The sequence below is a fragment of the Streptomyces sp. PL-29 genome (assembly GCF_058344425.1).
In genome coordinates this window covers 6,278,602-6,300,524 of record NZ_CP136996.1, presented here as the reverse complement: position 1 = coordinate 6,300,524, position 21,923 = coordinate 6,278,602, and the positions used below count along the sequence as shown (strand labels likewise).

Here is a 21,923-nt window from a genome sequence, read left to right as displayed (position 1 = left end):
TGAAGGCCGCGCCGAGGGTGGTGGCGGTTTCAGTGGTGGTGTTCACGGAGCCGGGGTCACCTCCTGCGGGGCGCGTTCGAGGGCCTCGACGACGCTGGCGGTGTCGAAGAGGTCGAGGTAGCGGGAGATCAGTCCATCGCGGACGGTGAACACGTTCATCCACTGGGCCTCGTAGCGCGCCTCGTTGGCCAGGACCAGGGTGCGGCTCACGCCCAGCACCACGATCCGGTCCCCGGCGTCGAGGTAGTCGTAGGCCTCGCACTCCTGGACCCGGATCAGCTCGCGGACGATGGCGAAGAACTCGCGGAAGCCCTCGACGCCGCGGTAGACGCCGGCCCACGGCAGCGAGGCGGGGCCGTGGTAGACCCATTCGAAGTCGGGGGCGAGTAGCAACTCGATGTCGGCGAGGCGGCCCTCGTCGAACAACCGGAAGAAGGTGCGGATCACTTCCACGTTCTGCGTGCTCATGCGTTGTTCCTCGAATAGGCGGGGGTGCGGGTGCGCGGCGTACGCCGCTTCGGCCGGCCGGACAGGCGCTGGCCCAGCCGGAACAGGGCGGCGTGGGCGAGGAGCCGGACCGGGCCGGTGCGGGAGAGCCGGCGGGCGCTGCGCATGACCTGGCGGATCTCCCGCTCGGTGGCGGTCAGCGGCAGCAGGAACACGTCGTAGACGACGAAGGCGCGGGCACGGTTGATCCACCAGAGGATGAGGGCGTACGTCATCCACTCGCCTTCGGGGTCGACGAAGCGGCCGAGGACTCCGGGTACGCGTGGTTCGAACCGGCCGAGCATGCCCTCGGCGAAGCGGCGGCCGACCACTCCGCGCGGCCCGTCGTCCATGGCCGCGAGCCCGGCGCGCACCAGGTCCGACAGGGCCCCGACGCGTTCGGGCAGGCCCAGGGCGTCGACCTGGCCGATGGCCTGGAGGGCGAAGTGGGCGCCCAAACCGTGGGCGTGGTGGGTGCGCAGTTCCTCGACCAGCAGCGGGTTGGTCCTGTGCGCGGCCTCATGGACCTCGTCGGATACGAGGGCGGCGCCGGTGGGGAAACAGCCGTAACTCAGTGCCTTGGACAGGCTCATGAGGTCGATGTCGGGGAGCCGGCCGTGGTGGGCGAAGCGAGTGCCGCAACGGTAGTAGGACGTCAGGACCTCGTCGACGCCGACGAGGTAGCCGTGCTGGGCCCGGCCCTCGGTGACGGTGTCGAGGAGGGGGCCGGGGATCGCGGTGTAAGCGTCGGAACTGCCGTGGACCAGTTCGATCCACACGAGTCCGATGTCGCCCCCGGCCGCCTCCTCGCGGAACTCGTCGACGGCGTGCGGGGTGAAGGGGTCGATGTAGCGGATGTCGTCGTAGAGGGGGCCGAAGGGCGCGCGGGTGCGGTCGGCGGCGGTGGCCAGCAGGGAGACGAGGGTCTTGCCGCCGTAGTTGTGCTTGAAGACGACGATGCGCCGCTGCCGGGGGCGGGCGAGGCGGGCCAGGGTGATGGCGCTCTCCACCGCGGACGCGCCGCTGACGGCGGGGAAGGTGTGGGGCAGGCCGGTTTCCCGGGCCAGGACCTCTTCGAGCTCGCGGACGTGGCCCCGGGCCGGGTCGTGGCCCCGTACGACGTCGGTCAGGGCATCGGCGGGGTTGTGGCCGGCCACGCCGAGCCCGGCTCCGCAGAGCCCGTCGACCAGGTCCAGTTCGCGGCCCGAGTCGAGGCGGACGGTGAGCCGGGAGCCCTTGGCGCGGACGACGTTCAGCGCGCCGTGCAGCTTGCGCTGCATGCGCGCCGCCATCGGGTTCACGTGGCGGGCGTACAGGTCGAGGGTGGCCTGCCGGTCTGCGGCGGCCGCCGCGAGGACGCGGTGCACCGGGGCGGCGGCGTCCCAGCGGGGCAGCAGCCGGGCGATGACGGCGCGCATGGCGACGGTGTTGCCGCCGTAGGTGTTGGAATGCAGGAATCCGGTCTGCGGGGTGGTCCACGGCTCGAACGTGTCGTGAGTGCCGGTGAAGGCGCCGAACGGGACCTCGTGCCCGGTGAGGGATTCGCCGAGGACGACGAGGTCGGGGCGGAGCGCGGTGACGGCGCGGTCCGCCGGGCTGTCCGGGGCGATGTCGCTGAGGTCGACGACGATGCGGGCTCCGGTGGCGCGCGCGGTGCGGGCCAGTTCGGCGACGGCGGCCCGGGCGCTGTCGTCGAGGAGTTCGGGGGCGCGTACGACGAGCCCGCACACCGGGGTGCCGGTGCCCTGCAGGGCGGAGCGCAGGCCGTCCACGGTGGTGTGGGTGAGGAGGCCGGGGGCGAGGGCGAGGTCGGGGCCTTCGGCGAGGGGGTCGGCGCGGCGGGCGAGGGTGCCGTCGGGGTCGAGGACGAGGACCCGGCCTCGGTGGACGGCGGCGGTCGCGGCGGCGCGGTGGCGCAGCAGTTTGACGGCGCCGTGCAGGGCCTCGTAGCGGGAGTTGGCGAAGAAACTGCGGTAGCGGGTGCCGGCCGGGCGGTCGCCCAGTTCCCGGACGAACTCGCTGAGGAGGTGGCCGGCCTGCGCGGATTCGGCGGTCACGAACCAGGACGGCATGGCGAAGACGGGCTGTTCCTGCGCGATGAGGTCGGCCAGGATGCCGAGGGTCTGCGGGCCGGCCGGGCGCAGGTGCGACACGGGGCCGGGTGGGGCCTGGGGGTTCGGGTTCATGACGCCATCTCGCTCGTGGGAGGGATCCCGGCGGCGGGTGTCCGCGGGACCCGGTGTTCTTGGCAGAACCGGTTGCGGGGTCGGCCACGGCGCGCGGCCGGCGGTACCGAGGCCGGGCGAAGGCCGATCAGCGGGCCGGCACCGGGCAGGGCCGGGCGGCGGGGGCGCGCTGTCAGGTGCACTTGCCCGCCGCCCCGGACCCCAGGAGACCGCGACACACACGGCGCCGGACTCCACACCGTCGGCAGAACTGCCGCCGGCCAGGACCGGGCGACGGGGAGCGCGCTGTCAGGTACGCTCCCCCGCCGCCCGGGGTATCAAGAGGCCGTGACGCGCTTCGCGTCGGCCTCTTCGCCGGCCCAGATGAGGGCGACGGGGGTCGTGGACGGCTCCGCGGGGGTGGCGAGCCAGCCCGTGAGTGCGCCGTCCTGGGTGACGAGGACCGCGGCGGAGCCGGCGGGCAGCTCCAGCGTCCAACCACTGCCGGTGACCCGGTCGTCCGCGTCGGTGGGGTTGAACGCGCCGATGACGCGGACGCCGCCGGGGCCGGAGCGGCTCAGGACGCGGGCCCGGCCGTGCGCCGTGGTCCAGCGCGGCCCGGCCGGGGCCGGGAGCGTGGCGGCGAACGCGGCGACGAACGCGGCGACCGCGCCCCCGGCGGGCTGGTCGGCCGGGAGCCTCAGTTCGCCGGGGAGGTCGCCCTCGGGGTGCCCGGCCCGCAGCACGGCGACGGGGACGGGGGTGCCGTCGGCGGCGGGCGCGGGCTGCTCGTCAAGCCAGCCGAGACCGATCAGCCTCCCGGAGTCGGCCAGTTGACGGTGCACGGCGCCGGCGAGCTCTGCGAGGACCGTGCCGCCGGTGCGCTGCCAGGCCCCGGTCTGGGGCAGGGCCCGGTCTACGAGGACCACCGCGTCGCGGTCCAGGACGCTGCCGGTCAGCAGGTCACCGTGGCGTTCGAGGAACGCGGCCAGCAGCCGCAGGCCCTCGGCGTTGGCCTGGTGGGAGCCGGCCTCGGCGAGCGGCGCACCCGGGGTGTACGGCGGTGCGTGCAGGCCGGGATCGACACCTTCGGCGCGCAGTCCGTCGGGGTCCATGTCGACCAGGGGGCCCCAGTTCTCCGTGGCGCAGGCGGTGTAGACGCTGATGGTGGTGGAGCCCAGCAGGAGGGCCAGCAGGGCGTTGAAGACGGGGGTCGCCGGCCGGGCGAAGGACTCGTCGGTCCAGGTGAACCCCCAGTTCGCCTCGACCACGTCGGTGCCGCCGAGGAGGATCCCGGCCAGGTGGGAGCCGAAGGCGGCGGTCTCCCGCGCCGGATTGCCGATCCATTCGGTGTGGCCGACGAAGTACCCGGAGCCCTGGATGGCGCGCTGCCGGGCTGCCCAGGCGTCGAAGGCGGCGCGCGGTGCGGTGACCCCGGTGAGGGGGACGTTGGCCAGCCGGGCCGGGCCTTCGGGGAAGAGCGCGGAGATCCGGTCCCACAGGCCGACGATGCCGTGCCCCGACCACCGGGACCACAGCTGCCGCGTGGCGCTGGTCCACCGGGTGACGTCCTCGGAGGCGAGGGCGGCCTCGTCGGTCAGGCCGCGGCCGGTGAGCCAGTGGGCGAAGGCGCGGCGGGCGGCCGGCGAGGCGTCCTGGGCGTCCACGGGGAGGTGGGCGTCTCCGCAGGTGCCTTCGTTGCCGAGTTGGAGGGCGACGACGGGGCCGTCGGGGGCGGTGGCCCCGGCGACGACCTCGTCGGCGACGGCCTTCAGCCAGGTCTCCGTCTCGGCCTGGACGGCCGGGTCGAGGAGGCTGGGCAGCGGCTTGCCCTGGGAGGTGAGGACGGTGCCGTCGAGCCCCTGATAGGGGGTGTGTCCGGGGCCGCAGAGCCGGTCGGGCAGCCCCCCGAGCTGGACCTCGGCGTGGATGAAGGGGCCGGGCTTGAGGAGGACGCCCAGTCCGGCGGCCGCGGCGAGCTCCAGCAGTCCGACGACGTCGCGCTGAGGGTCGGTCTTCCCGGTGAAGTCGAAGGAGGGACCCCCCTCGCCGAGGGGCCCGCCGGTCTCGTGGAAGCGCCAGGGGAGGTAGCAGGACACGACGTCAACGCCCAGGGCGCGCAGTTCGCGCAGGTTGGCGGCCCAGTTGGCGGGGTCGGCCCGGTAGTAGGGGTACTCGCCGACGACGACGGGCCGGCGGGTGCCGGGGACGAGCGCCTCGGCGAGTGCGGCGCGCGGCGTGGGGCTCATGCGTCCGCCCCTTCGTGCGGAGGTACGAGGACGACCTTCAGGGCGGTGTACTCGGCGCCGGGGACGGCGGCGAGGGCCTTGAACGCCTCTTCGTGGTCGGCGAGGGCGAAGCGGTGGGTGACCACGCGCTCCAGCGGCAGCTGCCGGGCCAGCTCGACGGCCTTGGGGAAGATCATGCTGTTGTAGTCGCCGGCGCCGATGATCTGCAGGCCGCGCTGGAGCAGGGTGAGCGGCCGGACGGTGGCGGAGGCGTTGCTGTTGAAGCCCATGACGACGACGCGGCCGCGAACGGCGGCGTAGCCGATGCTCTGCTCCAGGAGGTTGCCCACGGAGTCGACGACGAGGTCGCCTCGCTCGGTGAGGGCGGGGTCGTCGGGAGTGTGGACGGTGACGCGGCCTCCGAACTCGGGGGCGTCGAAGATCTCCTGGCCGAGCCGGCCGCGTACGGGGTCGGGCTCCACGAGGAGGACGGTGGCACCGTACCGCTGGGCGGCCATGGCGGTGACGACGCCCATGGGGCCACCACCGACGACGACGGCGGTCTCGCCCGCCGCCAGGCGGCCGGCCTCGATGTTGTTGAGTGCGCAGGCGAGCGGTTCGACGACGACGGCGCGGTCGAAGTCCATGTCCTCGGGGATGGCGTGGAAGAAAAGCTCGGGGAGGCGGATGAACTCGGCGAAGGAGCCGTCGTAGTCCAGGCCGACCTCGGTGCCGGCCTTGCGGCCGCAGAAGTTCCAGTGGCCTTCGAGGCAGGTGGGGCAGTTGCCGCAGTACAGAGTGGGGTTGACGATGACCCGGTCGCCGACGGCGAAGCGGGTGACGCCCGGGCCGGTGGAGTCGACGACGCCGACGGCCTCGTGGCCCATGACGACACCGGTCTCGGCCGGGAACTTGCCCACGAGGACGCTGCGGTCGGTACCGCAGATGCCGCTCTGGGTGACGCGGATGACGATGTCGTCCGCGGCCAGGGGTTCCGGCTTGGGGTGGTCGACGAGGGCGAGCGTGCGGTCTGCGGTCAGCGTCAGCGCCTTCATGATTCCTCCGTCACGGGCGCGGCGGCGGCGCGGCCCAGGTCCCAGCGGATGGTGTCGAGCAGTTGCTTGTGGAGCTCGGGGGTGGCGGCGGCGATGCAGGACTTCTGGTTCATCGGGCCGAGGTCCACCAGCGAGGTGGAGCCGAGGTCGTCGCCGTAGGCGTCCGTGATGACGACGCCGGCTTGCCGGGCGAGGTAGACAACGGCGGCGATGTCGTAGGGGAAGAGGTGCAGGATCGAGCCGCGGCCGACGCGCAGGAACGCCTCTTCGGTGTCCGGGTGGTCGCGCAGGACGCGGTTGCCGATGTCGACGTAGGCGTCGAGCTGCCCGGTGATGATGCGGGAGATGGAAAAGGTGCTGCTGTTGAAGACGAAGATGCCGCCGGTGTTGGCCGAACTGTCCACGAGGTGGCCGTACGCCTGGGTCATCAGGTCCATCGGGTGGCCGTTGAACTCGATCGACCAGAACATGTGGGTCGGGTCGGTGTTCCGGCTCAGCCGCGGGACCGGGGTGGTGAATCCGCCGCTGTCGAGGCCGTCGGTGTCGTCGCCGTACAGCCACGCGCCGCTCTTGATCTCGACCAGGCAGGCGGCGTCGACGTCGGCGAGGGTGGGCTTGCCGTCCCCGTAGGGGGCGGCCGCGATGGACACCATGCCCATTTCGAGACCGGCCGAGGTGGGACGGGTGCCGTCGATGGGGTCGACGACCAGGAGGACCTGCGGGTCGGGGGCGAGCTCGACGTAGGAGCCGTCCTCGGTGTAGAGCGCCGCGGGTACGTGGGCGTGTTCGCGCAGGTAGTCCAGTACGGCTTTCTCCGCCACCTCGTCGACGTCGAACTGGGCGTCGCCGCCAGGCGAGTCGCCGTGCACGCTGCGTTCGCGGCCGGTGGCCTCGTAAGCGAGGAGTTCGGCGCGGACGTGCTGCCCGAGGGAGACGAGCAGCCGCTTCATCGGGTTGTCGGCGGTCATCGGGCCAGCTCCGAGAGGAAGAGGTTCTCCAGCTTGTCGCAGATCTCCTCGGCCTGGTCCATGGTGAGGATCAGCGGCGGGCGGATCTTGAGGACGTTGCCGTAGCCGTACCGCGAGGTGCGCAGGATCAGGCCGTGGTCCATGGCCTGGGCGGCCAGGTGGTTGGTGAGCTTCACGGCGGGCCTGCCGTCGGCTTCGGCGATCTCGAAGCCGATCATCAGTCCGACGCCGCGGACGTCCACGATCTGCGGGTAGCGGCGCTTCATGTCGTGGAGGCGTTCCATGATGTAACCACCCGTGCGGGTGACGTTCGCCAGGAATTCGGGCTGCCGCACGATGTCGAGGGTGGCGTTGGCCGCCGCGGCGGCCAGCAGGTTGGCGCCGTAGGTGAACGAGTGGTGGTTCGCGGGGAGGCCGGCGAGCCGCTCGTTGGTGATGATGGCGGCGACCTGCGCGCCCGATCCGCCGAGGCCCTTGGCCGTGGTGATGGCATCGGGTTCGACGTCGAAGTACTGGGCCGCGAACATGTGGCCGGTACGACCGATGCCCGTCTGGATCTCGTCGAATATGAGGGCGATGTTCTGCTCGTCGCAGAAGGCGCGCAGTTTCTGCATGTAGCCGTCCGGCGGGACGATGTTGCCGCCGTTTCCGGATATCGGCTCGATGAGGACGGCGGCGACCCGGCCGGAGCTGGCGTATTCGACGAAGTCGTCGAGCCGGTCCACGCACATCATCCCGCAAGAGCCCTCCTTCTGCCCGTAGAAGCAGCGGAAGCAGTACGGGTCGGGGACCTGGAGGGTGCCGGGAAAGAGGTTGGGGAACGGCTCGCGGCGGAACGCGTTGCCCGACATCGACGTCATCATCATCGTCTGCCCCACGTGACTGCGGAACAGCGTGATGACCTCGGACTTGCCGGTGGCCATCTGGGCCATCTTGATGGCGCCCTCGTTGGCGGCCGAGCCGCCCGAGACCTTGGGGTGCACCTTCGTCAGGTTGTCCGGGGAAACCTCCGCTAACCGCTGGACCAGGCCGTTGACCGGTTCACTCTGGTAGGAGGAGGTGATGTGGACCACCTTGTCGAGCTGGTCCTTCATCGCGGCGACGACGGCCGGGTGGGAGTATCCCAGGCTCAGGTTGAACGTGGCCGACGCGCAGTCGAGGTAGCTCTTCCCGTCCTCGTCGTAGAGGTAGACACCCTCACCCCGCGCCATCTTGTAGTCGCTGACGGGGTAATAGATGTGCTCGGTGACATCCTTGGTTTCCATCGGTCCCTCTCACACGGGTCGTTCGTGAACGTTGAGGTATGGACGGCGGAATGCAACTCGCGTCCAAGTGAAAAGAATTGGGCTACGGCTTGCTGCCGGTGGGGGGCGGCCTGGATATTTCACCCGATGCAGACAGGGGATCTCACGGCGGCGCCTTCTCTTTCATAAGATCACATCCCAACTCGCCCTGACAAGCGACCTTTTGGAGATGTGGATCTCTTTTACGATCCGGATTCTCCAATTCCCTATCCGGGAAATGCGAGAGCGCCGGCGGAGCCGGTCAGAGAATGGGACACCGCCGTCGCCGCACGGGCGGCGGGCAGCCCCGCGGGCCCCAGCGCGGCCACGGCCCGCAGCGTGCGCCGGGACGCCTCGTCCCGGGTCAGGCCGGGCCAGCACAGGTCGTGCAGTCCGGACGCCGCGATCAGGGCGCCCGCGGCCACCGCGTGCGGTGCGGAGCGGTCGGGGTCCTCCACCGACCGCCGCACCCGTCTCAGCGCTTCGGGGGCCGGATGCCTGCTCGCCCGCCGGGCGACTGCCCGCCGCCCGGGTACCTCCCCGGGCGGGGGGCGGCGAGCGCCGCGGGACCCAGGCGTTCCACCCAGTCGGACGGCGCCCGGTCCCGGGCGGAGGCCTCGATATGCGTCAGGAACGCGTCCAGCACCGGGTCGCCGTTTCGGCCCCGCCTTGTCAGCCGGACCCGGTCGCCGGACAGGTCCAGCCAGCCGGCCAGCGCGCCCTGGAGGAGCATCGCGCCGGCGAGGCCCCTGCCCGTCTCGGTCTCGCGGCGCGGTGGCGGGAAGCTGCCGTGCGCGGCGGCGCACAGGGCGTAGAAGTGCGCCGGCGTCGTCACGTCAACGCCGCCTCCAGCGCGTCCAGCACCCCTTCGGGCGAGGTGAACACATGGCCGTGGAGGCCCAGTTTGCGTGCGGCGTGCACGTTCTCGGCCCGGTCGTCGACGAACAGGATCTCCTCCGGAGGCAGTCCGAGCTCGCGCACGCACCACTCGTAGGCGGCGGGCTCGGGCTTGGCGCTGCCGATCCGGCAGGACAGTCCGCGGACTGCGAACCGCTCCAGCCACGGCTGGGTGGCCTCGTACCAGACGGCCAGGTCCTCGGGGATGTTGGAGAGGAGGCCGAGCACGAACCCTCTGTCCTCGAGGTCGCCGAGGAGGTCCACGGCTCGCTGGTCGACCTCGCTCCAGCTGACGAGGTCAGCGGCGGTCAGCTCCTCGGTCAGCCGCCGGTCGAGCGGGATGCCCAGCTCCGCGAAGACCGCCTGCCAGTAGCCGGGCCCGGTGACCTCGCCGCGGTCATAGGGGGGCCGCTGCGACCAGTACGCCGCCCAGAAGCGGTCGGGGTCGCCACCAGCCGTGCGTTCCAGAGCGGTCATGGACTCGGGCGACTGGACACGCGCGATGACACCGAACATGTCGAAGAGGACGGCTTTCATCCTTCGGTTCCTCACGTTGCGTTGTACGGGTTTCAGAGTGTGGTGACGTATTCCGCACGTCCGGGGTCCCGTGGGCGGGACACGCCGCCGGGGTCGGGGGCGTTGCGGCGCAGCCACAGGCTCAGCACGCCGCAGACGACGGCGAGCAGGAACAGCAGCAGCGGCACCGTCTTGACGTCCATCGCGTCGATCACGGCACCCAGCACCGGCGGGAAGGCCACGCCGCCGATCATCGAGGCGGCGATCACATAGGCGCCGGCGGCGGCCACGCCGGGCACGGCGCGGTTCAGCCAGGGCAGGCAGGTCGGGAAGATCGGCGCGATCATCAGGCCAACGCCGAGGTAGGCGTACGGGGCGAAGGCCGGGACGGTCGCCAGGAGCAGGAAGCCGGCCATGCCGGCGCAGCAGACAGTGAGGATCGACGGCGCGGACCAGCGCAGGCTGATCGGCGCGGCGACGAACCGGCCGATGGTCATGGCGGCCCAGTAGGCGGAGGTCGCGGTCGCGGCGGTGGCGGCGCCGTATCCGACGGCTTCGAGGTGGGTGGGCTCCCAGCCTCCGACGCCGGTCTCGATGGCGACGTGCAGGACGTAGATCCCGATGAACACCGCGATGATCGGAAGCACCCGCGCGCCGCCCGCTGTGGCGCCTTCCGCCGGGGCCGGGGCGGGCTCCCGGAGGGCCACCCCGCCGAGGGTGACGAGGATCAGCAGGCTGACCACGCCGGTGCCGACGAAGATCTCCGGGTAGCTGTCCGCCCCGAGCCAGCCGATCAGGGCGGGGCCGGCGATGGCGCCGATGCCGAAGTGCCCGTTCAGCAGGTTGAGCATGGCGGTGCTGCGGTGGCCGAACCCGACGGCGAAGAGCTGGTTGAGTCCGTAGTCGATGCCGCCGAAGCCCAGGCCGATGACGAACGTGCCGGCGAGGGCGAGGGTCCAGCTCGGGGAGAAGGCGAAGACGGCCGCGCCTACGGCCATGAGTACGTAGGAGCCGCCGAGCAGCACCCGGTTGTTCAGGCGGCCCCGCAGGAGGTGATAGATCAGCACTCCGAGGAGGGCGCCGACGAAGTGCGCGCTGAGGCTGAGCCCGGCCACGGCCGGACTGATGCCGAATTCGTCCCGCAGTGCGGGGATCGCCGGACCGTAGAGCGCCTGGAGGGCGCCGATCACCACGAATGCCATGCACGACGCGACGATCGCGACGGTGCTGAGGAGGGGCTTCCCCCCTTCCGGCAGATCGGCCTCAGTGGTGGCAGTCATGGCTCTCCTCATCGGTCATGGCCGAATGAACGCGATCAACGTTCACAACAGCATGAAGTTCACACCGTTCCCCTCACGTTACACATCTGCAATGTTCGTTTCAACAGTTTAGGTGTGCGAACGCGCATCAGAAGCCCCGCCGCGGCATCTGTGCTAAAAGCAGACACATGAACGTGATGGAGAGGCACAAGTTCGTCGTGGGACTGCTGATGCAGCAGAACCGCGCGACGGTGGCCGAGCTGGCCCAGGCCACCGGGGCGTCCGAGATGACCATCCGCCGGGACCTGGAGGTACTCGAGTCCCGGGGGGCCCTGCGCCGGGTGCGCGGCGGCGCCGTGAGCAGCCTGCCCGGCGGCGTCGAGCCCCCGTACGCGATCCGGGCCATGTCCGGATCGCAGGCGAAGGAGCGCCTCGCGCACGCCGTGGTCGCACTGCTCACCGACGGCGAGACCGTCGCACTGGACACGGGCACGACGGCCGTCGCCATTGCAAAGTCCATGGCGGACCGCCAGTTCACCGTCGCACCCCTCTCACTGCACGCGGCCTTCACCCTGTCCGCGTTCCCGGGCATCCAACTGGTGATGCCCGGCGGGCAGGTGCGCCCCGAGGAGCTGTCCTTCTACGGCCACACACCCGTGCAGACCTTCAAGGACCTGTGCTTCGACACGTTCATCCTGGGGTGCTGCGGCGTCGACCCCGTTCAGGGAGCGACCGCCTACAACCTCGACGACGTGCAGGTGAAGCGTGCGGCGGTCGCCTCGGCGCAGCGCGTGATCCTGGTCGCGACCGCCGACAAGATCGGCCGTGCGGCGCTGGGCCGCATCTGTTCCATGAAGGAGATCGCCCTCGTCGTCACGGACGCCCCCGCGGACTCCCCCGCGGTCGAAGTACTGCGTGACCAGGGAGTCGAGGTGGTCCACCCGGCGGAGGACTGAGCCCGGCAGTCGACCCGGCGGCTCCGACGGGCGGGGCCGGCCGGTCATCTCGGAATTATCTGAACGCACCCCTCCTGCTACACGGCGCGCAGCCGGGATCGGCGCGTCCCGCTCAGCATCGGGGGCGGGGCAGCCCCCCGCCAATGGGGGACGACTGTCGTCTTGGCGACTGTCGGAAAGACGACAGCAAGAACTTGCCGCAAGTTTCAGGCAGCCTTGCGCACGTTCCGGCCATACCCGAGCGGTCCTCGAGTCCAGCCCATCTCCGCATGCCGCTCACCGAGATGCCCGGTGTTTCAAGGATCTTGAGCCACTCTCCGGCCGGTATCCGCACACCCGAAGCGTGGCCGATACACGTTCCCGGGGCGGCGGGCCGGGGCGGAGTCTCCTAGCATCGCGATTGCGACGGATGCGAACGAGAGGGCAGCCACATGACACGAGCCGCGTTGACACGCCCGCAGGACCGTGACCGACCCCGGGAGCTCACACCCGAAGAGATAGACCTCTACCGGGAGTTCGCGGAACACGGCCCCCTCCAGTCGGACCAGGTGCTCACCCGGTCCCGCAGTCTCGACGTCCTCGTCTCCAGCGGCCTCGTCCAGCAGGTCGGCCCCGACTGCTTCGCGGCAACCAACCCCACCGACGTATCGGCGCAGTTGCTCAAACGGTGGGAGGAGCGCGTACAGGGAGCCCAGCTCGACCTGCTGCGTATGCGGGGGCAGCTCGCGGAACTGGCCATCGTGCACGCCTCACGCCAACGGACTCTGGCGGGACCGCCGCTGGAGCGCATCGAGTCATCGGAGGAGCTCCAGCACATGATCGACAGCCAGTCCGCCGCATGCACGCAGGAGGTGCTCTGCGCGCAGCCGGGCGGCCCCCTGCCTGCGGCCGGGCTGCGCCACGCCCGGGACCGGGACCTGCTCTCCCGGGGCGTCCGCGTGCGCACGCTGTACCAGCACTCGGCCCGCTTCGACCCGCCGACCGTGCGGTACGAAGAGGAGCTGGCGGCTCTCGGTGCCGAAGCCAGAACGGTCTCCGGCGGCCTGGCCGGCTGCCTGGTCTTCGACCGGTCCCTGCTCGCACTCCCCCTCCAGGAACCGACGGGCGGGGCGCTGCTCGTTCGCAGCCCGGAACTGGTCGCCTTCGTCGCCGAGATGTTCAACGTGCTGTGGGCGACGGGCGAGCACATCGGCAAACCGCGCGAGAAGGCTTTCATCCAGGATGTCGCCGACCAGGCAAAACGCTCCATACTGCGGCACCTGATGGGGGGCGACGACGACCGCGTCACGGCCCGCGCCCTCGGCATCTCGGTGCGCACCTGTCAGCGTCACGTCTCCGCCATCATGCGCCAGTTGGGTGCGACGAGCCGCTTCCAGCTCGGCTACCTCGCCCACCGGCACGGGCTGCTCGAACCCGACGGCCCGGAGACCGCCCACACGGATGTCCCGACATCGATGTCAACCCCCGCACCGGCACCCGCACTGGCACCGGCTGCCGCTGCCGAGCCCCCGGGGTGCTCCACGGACTGAGGCGTCCCCCGGAGTGGACACAGGGGCTCATGCCGCGATTGAGAGTTTAGCCGCTCGCAGATGCTGCTGTTCGAACTCCACCGGCGAGAGGCAGTCGAGTGCGCCGTGGCGCCTGCGGGTGTTGTAGTAGGTGAGCCACTGGAAGATCTCCAGCCTCGCCTGACGCATCGTCGAAAACGGCCTCTTGTGCATCGTCTCCCTCGTGAGTCCCTGCCAGAACGACTCGGCGAGGGCGTTGTCATAGCTCGAGCCGACCCGGCCCATGCTCCTGCGAATCCCGAAACCGTCGCAGACCTGCGCGAACGCGGCGGCGGTGGTCTGCGAACCCCTGTCCGCGTGGAAGACCACCCTGTCCACGTGGCCGCCGCGGGTCGTCACCGCCATCGTCAGGGCGTCGATGACCAGCTCGGCACGCATATGCGAGGCCATCGAGTAGCCGAGCACCCGGCGTGAGCAGACGTCCAGGACGCAGGCCAGATACAGCCACCACCCGCCGACCCGCACATATGTGATGTCGCCGCACCACTTCTCGTCCAGACGCCCGGCGGAGAAGTCACGGCGGACGAGGTCCGGGGCGGGCGGGGCGAGCCGGTCCGGGACCGTGGTGCGCTTGCGCCGACGCAGGTGACGGCCCTCGATCCGGTTCAGGCGCATCAGCCGCTCGACGCGCTTGCGGTTGACGGCATGCCCGAATCCCCGCAGCTCGGCATGGACACGGCGCACCCCGTACGTTCCCTTGTGCATGGTGTGGACCTCGCGGATCTCCGCGACCAGGGCGTCGTCAGCGGCCTGTCGCTCCGCTCGGGCCTTCGCACCGTCGATCCACCAGTAGTAACCCGACCACGAGACCTGAAGAACGCGGCATATCCGCTGAACGCCGAAGACCTCGGCGTGGGCGGAGACGAAGTCCCAGCGGTGGGTCTTCACTTCATCTCCTTCGCGAAATAGGCCGCCGCCCGCCGCAGAATCTCCCGCTCGAGTTCCCACTCCTTCTCCGCCTTGCGCAGCCGGCCGTTCTCCGCCCGCAGCCGGGCCAGCTCCTCATCCCGGCTCTCTCCAGCCGGCTCGCCATGGCCGTGACGGCGACCGCCTGTTCGTCGGCCTGACGCACCCGGCTCCGCAGCGTCTCACCAGTCACCCCGACATCCGCCGCCACCGCCGCATACGTACGCTTCCCACCCCCCGCGCGATACAGCGGGACCGCATCGTTCCTGAACTCCGCCGGATACGGAGACTTCCGTCCCACCAGGACACCCTTCCTCAGATCTGCAAGATCCATTGTCAGAGTGTCCACACCGCCGGGGGCACCTCACTGGTCGGCAACCCCCGCCACCACGACAACATCGCGCGCAAACTCGCCCGGGCGCAGCGCCAGATGGCCCGCCGCCACGTCAAGGGCGCCCGGCAGCAGTCCAAGGGGTTCCAGGACGCCCGGGACCGGGTGGCCAGGCTCCAGGCGCAGCTCGCCGCCCGCCGCGTCACCGGCCTGCACCTGATCTCCAAGCGGCTCGTCCAGCAGTACAGCGAGATCGCGCTGGAGACCCTCAACACCAAGGGCATGACCCGCTCCGCGAAAGGCACCCTGGACCGGCCCAGCCGCAACGTGCGAGCGTCGCGACGACGTGGATGGGCGCCGGCCAAGTGGTGGGTCGCGTGGCGTACCGCGATCCGCCGACAGGCTTGTTCACCACCATGCCAAGCGATCAACCGCCGCTCCGCAGTCATACGGCCAATGGCCTGTGGCCCACTCCCCGAGGCCGGTGATCGCTGGCCAGAACTCTTCCGCACCTATAGACCGATTTAGCGATCAAGGTACGGTTTCCCTTTTGGGGCTGATCAGCGGGAGGGGACACAGTTCATGGGACTAGTTGCGGAGATTGCGGCGTACCGGGAGGAGAGGGGGGATCCTGGGCGCCTGGTGGGTGAGTTTCGAAGGGCCCTGCTCCTGCTCCCGCGCACGGACGGCAGCACCGGTTCCGGTGTCCAGGGTGGGCTGATGTCTGCGCTGTCGGGTGGTGTCCGATGGCTGTACGCGTTCACGGACGAGGACTCCCTTGCACGGTTCGTACGGGCGCGTGGTGAGGGGGATCGGGAGTGGCCGTATCTGGTGATGCTCGGCGGCCGGCTGGTGGATGCGGTCGTGCCGCAGTCGGATCGTCCGATGGGGGTCGCGGTCAACGTGGCGGACGGAGACGGGGCGATGCTGTTCCCGCCGGTCTCCGGGATCGTCCCGGCTCCGTTCGCCGTGGACCTGGGGCAGGACACCCACAGTGACCGCGGAGTGAGGGTCTGATGGCGGGCGACGGTGACCTCGAGGTCTCGCCGCAGGCGGTCGCGGCGATCCAGACCGGCCTGCGGGCGGCGATATCGGAGTTGCGTGAATCCGGGGACGCGGCAGGTGCCTCGCAGGGCGCGGGCTTCGAGAACCTGTCGATGACGGGGATGGAGACCGGGCACGCAGGGCTGGCAGCGGACTTCGAGGACTTCTGCGAGCGCTGGGAGTGGGGGGTGCGCGCCCTGGTGCAGGACGCGTCGACGCTCGCGGCGAACCTGGGGATCGCGGCAGGGACACTGTGGGAGGAGGACCAATACATCCAGGGCTCCTTCAAGGTCGCCGTGAACGCCGCATACGGCAACCCATATGCCGGCGAGGACGAGATCGAGCAGAAGAAGTGGGGCGACATCTTCCGCGCGGACGTCTTCAAGCCGGACTACAGCGATGAGTCGTTCGACAAGAGCGACAAGGACATGGAGCAGACCTGGTCGGACACCAAGGACACGGTGACCTCGAGCGGCAGGATCGGCTCGTTGAAGGACCTGCTGGACCAGTCCCGCGGGCACGATGGGGGGAACGGATAGATGGGCTGGCGGGATTTCGTTCCGGACTCGGCGGAAGACTGGATCGAGGATCGTGCCGAGGACGTCGGTGACTTCGTCGAATGGGGCGGTGACAAGGCTGCCGAATTCGCCGACGACATTGGCGCGCACGATGCGGGCAACTGGGTCCGCGACAAGAGCCGCTCCGCCGCGAACCAGCTCGGCGCGGATGTCGCCGAACTCGAACTCGGCCAGACCGAGGACCCGAAGCGGCTGGTCTACGGCAGTGCTGCCAAGATCCGGGAGCAAGTCGCCCACCTGACCGACTTCAAGGCGGCTTTTGAATCTGTCGGCAACGGCCTGAAGAACCTCACCGAGCCCGACGGGCTCAAGGGAGCGGCAGCCACCGCGTTCCGGGAGTCCGTCGCGAAGGAGCCGCCACGCTGGTTCAAGGCGGCTGACGCTTTCGGCAAGGCCGCCAGCTCCATGAACCGGTTCGCAGAGACTGTCGAGTGGGCCCAGGGCAAGGCCAAAGAGGCGCTGGAGGACTACAAAGCGGCGTTGAAGGCCTCCCAGGACGCGTTCGACACGCACGAGAAGCTCCGCACGACCTACAACGACGCTGTGAGGGCGAAGTCGGAGCACCTGCCGCCGCGGCCGTCGGAGACGTACCCCGACCCCGGGAAGGAGATGGCCAAGGCAGCGCAGGAGAAACTCAACAGCGCCCGCAGACAGCGCAACGAGCAGGCCGAGACCGCCGCGGCGGCCGTCCGTACGGCGCGGGATGCCGCCCCGCCCAAGCCGTCGTACAGCAAGCAGCTCGGCGACGGCCTCGACTACCTCGACCTGGCCTCCACGCACCTGGTCGGCGGTGTGCTCAAGGGCACTGCTGGCATGGCCAACTTCGGCCGCAGCCTGAACCCGTTCGACCCGTACAACCTGACCCACCCGGCCGAGTACCGCACCAACTTGAACTCGACCGCGGCCGGCCTCGTCGTCATGGCCAACGACCCGTGGGGTGCCGGCAAGCAAATGCTCGACGAGTTCATGAAGGACCCTTTCGAGGGACTCGGCAAGCTCATACCCGAAGTCATCGGCTCCAAGGGCACCGGCGCCGCCAAGAAGCTCACCACCACCGCCAAGCACCTCGACGACGCAGCCTCTGCCACGCGGGCACGCAGACTCGCAGAGGACGGACCGGAGGGGGCCCATAGCACTGCGGACGGCGACCGCACCGTGGGCGGCGACCCGGTGGACCTCGCCACCGGTCGTATGTTCCTGCCACAGACCGATGTCGAGCTGCCCGGCATCCTGCCCCTCGTCTTCACCCGCCGCACGGAATCCGGTTGCATGGTCGGCCGCTTCTTGGGGGCTGCGTGGACGTCCACCGTCGACGAGCGCCTGGAGATCGATGCGACCGGTGTCGTGCACATCACTGCCGAAGGCCTGCTGATCACCTACCCGCATCCGGCTCCGGGCCTGCCCACACAGCCGGAGCACCGAAGGGCGCGCACTCTTCTGGCCCGTGATGCCGTCGGCGACTACACGGTCACCGACTCCGACAACGGGGTGGTTCGTCGCTTCACCTCGCCGTCCGGCAGCAAACCCGGAGACGACGGTCAAGCCTGGCTGACCGAAGTCACCGACCGCAACGGCCACACCATCGCCATCGACCGTGCAGAGGACGGTCTGCCGTCGGCACTGGTGCACTCGGCCGGGCACCACTTGAAGCTGACGGCATCCAACGGCTTGATCACCGCCGTGTCCCTGGCCGGCGCAGGCGAAGCCGATGCCGACTTGCTCCTAATCAACTACGGCTATGAGGAGGGCAACCTCGCCACGGTCACGAAGCCTTCGGGCGCCACCACCACCTTCGTCTACGACGACCGCCGCCGCGTCATCGCCTGGATCGATTCCAACGGCAGCCGCTATGACTACGTCTACGACGACCGCGACCGTGTGGTGGCGGAGGGCGGGGAAGCCGGACACGTCCGCCTCACTCTGGCCTACACCGACCCTGACCCTGCAACGGGCCACCACACCACCACGCTGACCACACCCGACGGACACGCAACACGCCACGTATTCGGCCCCGGCTGCAAGCTCTTGGCCGTGACCGACCCGCTCGGCCACAGCACCCGCTACGCATACGATCCTCGCGGCAACCTGCTGTCCCGCACCGACCCCCTGGGCCACACGACAACCTTTTCGTACGACGAGGACGGTCGGCTCGTCCGTGCCGTGCGCCCTGACGGGAACGAGCTACGCACCGTCCGCGGCATCTTCGGGCTGCCCGTAGAGGTCGTCTCGTCGGACGGCGCGCGCACGCTTCTGCAGTACGACGAACGTGGCAACCTCACAGCAGTCACCGACCCGGCCGGCGCCATCACTCGCTACACGTATGACCACGCCGGCCGCCTCGCGTCAGTCACAGACGCCGAAGGAGCGACGAGCAGCGTCGTGTGCGACGCGGCTGGACTGTCTCTGAGGGTGACCGCTCCGACCGGAGCCGTGACTCTGACGGAACGGGATGTCCTCGGCCGTCCCGTCCGCCTCACCGATCCGGAGGGCGGCGTCACCCGCCTGGAGTGGCACACCGACGGGCAACTCGCCCGGCGTACCGGCCCGGACGGGGCCACGGAGTCGTGGACGTACGACGGCGAGGGCAACCTGCTGACCCGCTCCGACTCGGCGGGCGGGGTCACCCGCTTCGAGTACACCCACTTCGACCTACCGGTCGCCCGCACCGGGCCCGACGGCGCACGCTACGAATTCGAGCATGATGCCGCCCTGCGCCTGACGCGTGTCACGGATCCCCGGGGGCGGGGGTGGACCTACACGTACGACGCCGCTGACAACATCATCGCCGAAACCGACTTCGACGGCCGTACGCTCACCTACCGGATGGACGCCGCAGGCCGGTTGGCGGCCCGCGCGGACGTGCTCGGCGGGACGATCGCTTTCGAACGCGACCAGCTCGGCCAGGTCGTCCGCAAATGCGTCGACGGCCGGGCGACGACCTACGCCTACGACAGGGCCGGACGCCTGCTGGAGGCAGTCGGACCGGACGCGGAGCTTCGCTACCAGTACGACCGTCGCGGACTCACCAAGACCGAGCTGGTCGACGGCCGCCCCATGAGCTACGCCTACGACGTCCTGGGCCGCCGTACAAGCCGAGTCACACCTACGGGCCATGCGACCTCCTACTCCTACGGTGCGGACGGGCAAGTCCAATCGCTCATCACCGGAGGCCGGCGCGTAGGTTTTTCCCACGACAACGCCGGGCGCGAATTGGAGCGTGTCTTCGGCGACACGGTCACCATGACGTCCGCGTGGGACGCAGTCGGCAGGCTCTCGGCACAGCACGTCACCGCCGGAGAGCGCTCCGTCAACCGGCGCGCCTACGCCTACCGTGCCGACGGACGCCTCCTCTCCGTCACGGACGGAATGTCCGGCACACGTACCTTCGACCTCGACCGTGCGGGCCGGGTCACCGCCGTGCACGCCCAGGATTGGACGGAGCGGTACGCGTACGACGACACCGGCAATCAGACGTGGGCGTCTTGGCCGACAGGCCATCCCGGTGGGGAGGCTACTGGGCCGCGCACCTACACCGGCACGGCTCTCGACCGTGCCGGGGACGTCCGCTTCGAGCACGACGCGCTCGGCCGGGTCACCCTCCGCCAGAAGCCTCGGCTCTCCCGTAAGCCGGACACCTGGCGCTACACGTGGGACGCGGAGGACCGCCTCACGGCGGTGACCACCCCGGACGGCGCCCGCTGGAGGTACCGCTACGACCCCCTCGGCCGGCGCACCGCGAAACAGCTTCTGGCTGCCGATGGCGAGAGCGTGGCCGAGGAGATCCGGTTCACCTGGGACGGCCTCACCCTGTGCGAGCAAGCCAGCCACCGGCCGGACCAGCCTCACACGGTCACCCTCACCTGGGACCATCTGGGCGACACTCCCCTGTCCCAGACCGAGCGCATCCTCACGGCGGACGACCGCCAGGAGGAGATCGACCGCCGCTTCTTTGCCATCGCCACGGATCTCGTCGGCACGCCCACCGAACTCATCGACGAAGCGGGCGACATCGCATGGCGCAGCCGGGCCACTTTGTGGGGCACCACCGCTTGGGCCCGCGACAGCGGCGCGTACACCCCCCTGCGCTTCCCTGGTCAGTACTACGACCCCGAGACCGGCGTCCACTACAACGTTTTCCGCCACTACGACCCGGAAACTGCTCGCTATCTCACACTCGACCCGCTGGGACTGGGTCCTGCCCCCAACCCCGCCACGTATGTGGAAAATCCTCACTCCTGGACCGATCCCCTGGGGCTTGCCCCGTGTCCGCGGGGTGCTTGGGAGGAGAAGGCCGACTTCTCCTCCCAGAAGGTCATGAGTAAAAAGTTCCACGCTCATGCGGGGGATTTCCTGGACAACCCCGGAAATCTGAACAAGGCAAATCTGCAGCGGTTCGAACAGGCCATGCGTGAACATATGACAGCCGACGGAACAAAGATTTACCGATTCGACTACAGAGGCCAGGGGCAAGCCGTCGGATTCATCGATACGGCATCCCAGAAGATGGTCATGCTGCACGCCGATGGTACATTCTGGTCTGCCTGGAAGCTGGGCGATAAACAGTTCCAGGGAATCATCGACAAAGGGTTTCTGTGGTGACTGGTTCAGAGTACAAGGCTTCCGATCCGCGGGGCGTCCTCGGCTCGGACGGGGCTTTCGCCCCGAGTTGGCTGCGGGACAAGTCCGTGGCACCGCTGCCTGCAGGTGTCCGCCTCGATGCGGCGCTGGCTCGTCGGATCGCGGCGGGGTGCCGCGCGGTCGGTGCAGCAAACATGCTTGCCTCTCAGCTCGCGGGCAGCCTCAGGGAAACGGCAGGTGCGGAGTTCCGGCCGACCGCCCCCGCACCCGGATTGGAGGTCCCCCCTCCGTTCTTGCTCAGCACACCCGATCTGCAGGGAGCCGTTCTGTTCCCCGAACCGGGCTACGCGTTGATCGCGGGAACCGCGCCGTTCATGGCAGCCGCAGTCGGCGAAGGCGCCGATACGGCACGCGCACGCTTCGGCCGGTATGCGCGCACCCTCGCGGACCGCCACCCCCACCTGCCGGCAGTGGCCGCCGCATATGCGCCTGAGCACAGGACAGCGTCCCGCACGGACGACATCGACCCGTCGAGTGCTGCGGCGCGACATGTGACGCTACTGGACGCCCTCACCGCCGGAACGTGCAGCGCACGCGACTTCGCAGACGGCTGGTGGGAAGCTCGACGCGCTTCCCTTGCGAACGGCGAACGCATCCAAGGGCCTCTCAGCGATCTCTTCGACCGGGTATTCATGATCCTTGAGGACTACGCTTACGACCCTGAATTCGCCGAGCCCGGAGATCTCGACGATGCCGAGGTCGAGGCAGGTGTGCGCGCGGCCTGGGAGGGCTTCCGGCACGAGCAAGCCGACCGGCTCTGAGCGAGCCGCGACGAGAGCGAGGTCACGGGGAGACGGGGCCGCGATCCGCCCGTCGCGCGGACCCGGCCTCGGACCAGGGCCGGGGAAGCACGCGGCAGCCAGCGCCAGGAGGTCACCGAGCGCGGCGACATCGCCGGCGCCCGCCTCCGCTCCGGCGCAGGCCCATGGCGGCGGGAACCTCCGCCCCCGGTCGTCGAACCGGCGAGGACGGCGGGGTGGCTGCGGACCACCACATACACACCTCCTCCGTCGGCCGGCGCGCAGCGCTTTCGACGGAGGAGTCC

At 69.9% G+C, this 21,923-nt stretch carries 17 protein-coding genes and 1 pseudogene; 7 read left to right on the top strand and 11 right to left on the bottom strand.

All coding sequences use genetic code 11. The features are described from left to right. Positions 1-42: 42 nt before the first annotated feature. The 10 genes from R4Z63_RS28665 to R4Z63_RS28620 all read right to left on the bottom strand — a co-directional run bounded on the left by R4Z63_RS28665 (position 43) and on the right by R4Z63_RS28620 (position 10,878). Positions 43-468: a nuclear transport factor 2 family protein gene (locus R4Z63_RS28665; RefSeq protein WP_037916465.1), complete on the bottom strand. Its 426-nt coding sequence runs from the start codon at positions 466-468 to the stop codon at positions 43-45. Beyond that, positions 465-2,672, bottom strand: coding sequence for an aminotransferase class III-fold pyridoxal phosphate-dependent enzyme (locus R4Z63_RS28660; RefSeq protein WP_384445210.1), 2,208 nt, complete (start codon positions 2,670-2,672; stop codon positions 465-467). Before R4Z63_RS28660 ends, R4Z63_RS28665 begins: the two co-directional genes overlap by 4 nt. A gap of 317 nt (positions 2,673-2,989) precedes the next feature. Beyond that, positions 2,990-4,900: a beta-galactosidase gene (locus R4Z63_RS28655; protein ID WP_384445212.1), complete on the bottom strand. Its 1,911-nt coding sequence runs from the start codon at positions 4,898-4,900 to the stop codon at positions 2,990-2,992. Then, complete coding sequence (locus R4Z63_RS28650) at positions 4,897-5,934, bottom strand: zinc-dependent alcohol dehydrogenase (RefSeq protein ID WP_384445214.1); 1,038 nt, start codon at positions 5,932-5,934, stop codon at positions 4,897-4,899. Before R4Z63_RS28650 ends, R4Z63_RS28655 begins: the two co-directional genes overlap by 4 nt. Beyond that, positions 5,931-6,902 carry an inositol monophosphatase family protein gene (locus R4Z63_RS28645; RefSeq protein ID WP_236647463.1) on the bottom strand — a complete coding sequence of 324 codons (972 nt, stop codon included), beginning with the start codon at positions 6,900-6,902 and terminating at the stop codon, positions 5,931-5,933. The genes R4Z63_RS28650 and R4Z63_RS28645 overlap by 4 nt, the downstream gene beginning before the upstream one ends. Continuing rightward, positions 6,899-8,167, bottom strand: a complete 1,269-nt coding sequence (locus R4Z63_RS28640) for an aspartate aminotransferase family protein (RefSeq protein ID WP_037916454.1) — start codon at positions 8,165-8,167, stop codon at positions 6,899-6,901. The genes R4Z63_RS28645 and R4Z63_RS28640 overlap by 4 nt, the downstream gene beginning before the upstream one ends. Positions 8,168-8,412: 245 nt before the next feature. Beyond that, entirely contained in the window at positions 8,413-8,643 is a 231-nt protein-coding gene (locus R4Z63_RS28635) for a hypothetical protein (protein WP_384445217.1), read from the bottom strand. Between the two features lie 17 nt (positions 8,644-8,660). Then, positions 8,661-9,020 (bottom strand): GPP34 family phosphoprotein, encoded by a 360-nt coding sequence (locus R4Z63_RS28630; RefSeq protein ID WP_384445219.1) that lies wholly within the window; start codon positions 9,018-9,020, stop codon positions 8,661-8,663. Beyond that, on the bottom strand, positions 9,017-9,619 hold the full coding sequence (locus tag R4Z63_RS28625; RefSeq protein WP_384445221.1) for an HAD family hydrolase: 603 nt from the start codon (positions 9,617-9,619) through the stop codon (positions 9,017-9,019). Before R4Z63_RS28625 ends, R4Z63_RS28630 begins: the two co-directional genes overlap by 4 nt. Before the next feature lie 32 nt (positions 9,620-9,651). Beyond that, positions 9,652-10,878, bottom strand: a complete 1,227-nt coding sequence (locus R4Z63_RS28620; RefSeq protein WP_384445223.1) for an MFS transporter — start codon at positions 10,876-10,878, stop codon at positions 9,652-9,654. A 167-nt stretch (positions 10,879-11,045) separates the two neighbouring features. Between R4Z63_RS28620 and R4Z63_RS28615 the strand changes: the two genes are divergently transcribed. Beyond that, positions 11,046-11,813, top strand: coding sequence for a DeoR/GlpR family DNA-binding transcription regulator (locus R4Z63_RS28615; protein ID WP_384445225.1), 768 nt, complete (start codon positions 11,046-11,048; stop codon positions 11,811-11,813). Between the two features lie 446 nt (positions 11,814-12,259). Continuing rightward, the gene (locus R4Z63_RS28610; RefSeq protein WP_384445227.1) at positions 12,260-13,342 is read left to right on the top strand and encodes a helix-turn-helix transcriptional regulator; all 1,083 of its coding nucleotides are present in this window, start codon (positions 12,260-12,262) and stop codon (positions 13,340-13,342) included. Positions 13,343-13,369: 27 nt separating this feature from the next. Here the strand turns inward: R4Z63_RS28610 and R4Z63_RS28605 are convergent. Further along, positions 13,370-14,588 (bottom strand): annotated as a pseudogene (locus R4Z63_RS28605) (IS3 family transposase). Here R4Z63_RS28605 and R4Z63_RS28600 point away from each other — a divergent pair. The 5 genes from R4Z63_RS28600 (at position 14,487) to R4Z63_RS28580 (ending at position 21,639) form a co-directional block, all read left to right on the top strand. After that, on the top strand, positions 14,487-15,146 hold the full coding sequence (locus tag R4Z63_RS28600) for a transposase (RefSeq protein ID WP_384827190.1): 660 nt from the start codon (positions 14,487-14,489) through the stop codon (positions 15,144-15,146). The pseudogene R4Z63_RS28605 and the gene R4Z63_RS28600 overlap by 102 nt on opposite strands. A 114-nt stretch (positions 15,147-15,260) precedes the next feature. Then, the gene (locus R4Z63_RS28595; protein WP_370466455.1) at positions 15,261-15,635 is read left to right on the top strand and encodes a hypothetical protein; all 375 of its coding nucleotides are present in this window, start codon (positions 15,261-15,263) and stop codon (positions 15,633-15,635) included. Further along, positions 15,635-16,201, top strand: coding sequence for a hypothetical protein (locus R4Z63_RS28590; RefSeq protein ID WP_384445229.1), 567 nt, complete (start codon positions 15,635-15,637; stop codon positions 16,199-16,201). The genes R4Z63_RS28595 and R4Z63_RS28590 overlap by 1 nt, the downstream gene beginning before the upstream one ends. Further along, the gene (locus R4Z63_RS28585; protein WP_037916432.1) at positions 16,202-20,839 is read left to right on the top strand and encodes a putative T7SS-secreted protein; all 4,638 of its coding nucleotides are present in this window, start codon (positions 16,202-16,204) and stop codon (positions 20,837-20,839) included. A gap of 272 nt (positions 20,840-21,111) precedes the next feature. Further along, on the top strand, positions 21,112-21,639 hold the full coding sequence (locus tag R4Z63_RS28580) for a hypothetical protein (protein WP_384445231.1): 528 nt from the start codon (positions 21,112-21,114) through the stop codon (positions 21,637-21,639). Positions 21,640-21,923 lie beyond the last annotated feature (284 nt).